The organism is Actinomycetospora aurantiaca (assembly GCF_037401875.1).
In the GTDB taxonomy this organism is placed as follows: domain Bacteria; phylum Actinomycetota; class Actinomycetes; order Mycobacteriales; family Pseudonocardiaceae; genus Actinomycetospora; species Actinomycetospora aurantiaca.
Genome location: NZ_JBBEGN010000040.1, coordinates 1 through 1,676 on the forward strand (window position 1 = coordinate 1; position 1,676 = coordinate 1,676).

Sequence of the window (1,676 nt, forward strand, 5' to 3'; positions counted from 1 at the left end):
CTAGGAGACTGCTGAAGAAGTCAGCGCGTCGAGGCTGGTGGTCGGCGGTCGGGCTGGGATCCTTGTCGGGTGCAGGGTCGCTCTGATGATCAGCGTGAGTTGCTGGATGTGGAGTCGGTCGCCGGGCACCTGCTGAAGCCGGGCAGCGTGTTCACGTTCCTGGCCGAGCACCGCGGCCGGTTGTTCGCCCCGGAGCTGTTCGCTGATCTGTTCCCCAGCGGACGGGGTCGGCCCAGCGTGCCGGGCGAGGTCGTGGCGACGGTGCTGGTGCTCCAGACCTTGCACGGACTCTCGGACCGCGAAGCGGTCGAGGCGCTCACGTTCGATCTGCGCTGGAAAGCCGCCTGCGGGCTGGCGATCACCGATCGGGCGTTCGACTCCTCGACGTTGACCTACTGGCGGCGCCGGCTGGCCGCCTCGGACCGCCCGAATCGGATCTTCGAGGTGGTCGCCGAGGTCATCGCGCAGACCGGGGCGGTGGCGGGCAAGACCCGCCGGGCGCTGGACTCGACCATCCTCGATGACGCGGTCGCCCGCCAGGACACCGTCACCCAGCTGATCGCCGCGATCCGCCGGGTCGCCCGCGACGTTCCCGGCGCGGACGAGATCGTCGCGGCGGTCACGACCAGCGGGCACGACTACACCCGGGCGGGCAAGCCGCAGATCGCCTGGGACGACCCCGCGGCCCGCGACGAGCTGGTCTCGGCGCTGGTGGGCGATGCGTTGGCGGTGCTCGCCGAGCTCGAGGCCCGCCACCCCGACGGCGAGGGGCTCGACGACAAGGCCGCGCAGGCGGTGGCGTTGTTGGCGCTGGTCGCCGGGCAGGACGTCGAACCCGCGGAAGGCTCGGACGGCACCGACGGGCGCTGGCGCATCGCGACCAAGGTGGCCCCGGACCGCATGATCTCCACCGTCGACCCGGATGCCCGGCATGCCCACAAGACCCGGGAGCGCCGCCAGGACGGCTACCGCGCCCACGTCGTGGTCGAGCCCGACACCGGGCTGATCACCAACACCGCCCTGACCAAGGCCTGCGGCCCGGACAACAGCGACGCCACGGTCGGGATCGCCCTGCTCGACGCCGACCCGAGCCGGCCAGCCGAGCCGGCCGAGGTGCTCGCGGACTCGGCCTACGGCACCGGCGACGCCCTGGCCGCGCTCGACGCGGCCGGGCACACCGCGGTGATCAAGCCGTGGCCGCTGCGGCCGGCTATTCCCGGCGGGTTCACCCTCGACGACTTCACCCACGATCCGGCCGCGAGCACCATGACCTGCCCGAACGGGATCACCCGCCCGATCACTGCGAGCGCAGCAGCGATCTTCGGGGCGCACTGCCGCGACTGCCCACTACGCGCGCAATGCACCACCGCCACCGACGGGCGCACCCTGCACCTCGGGCCGCACCACGCGCTGCAACGAGCACACCGCGCCCGGGCGGCCACCCCCGAGCACCTCGAGGCCTACCGCCGGCACCGGCCCATGGTCGAGCGCTCCATCGCCTGGCTGACCCGCGGCGGCAACCGGCGCGTCCCCCACCGCGGAGTGATCAAGAACAACGCCTGGCTACACACCCGCGTCGCCGCGCTCAACCTGCGCCGCCTGCTCACCCTCGGACTGCACCTCGACCACGGACGCTGGGCCATCGCCAGCACCTGATCGAGCACCGAGCAGGCCCC

1 protein-coding gene is annotated in these 1,676 nt (G+C 72.7%); it reads left to right on the forward strand.

What is annotated here, in order from left to right; all coding sequences use genetic code 11:
• Positions 1-69 precede the first annotated feature (69 nt).
• Positions 70-1,656, forward strand: a complete 1,587-nt coding sequence (locus tag WCD74_RS29805; RefSeq protein WP_337698565.1) for an IS1182 family transposase — start codon at positions 70-72, stop codon at positions 1,654-1,656.
• Positions 1,657-1,676: the final 20 nt, after the last annotated feature.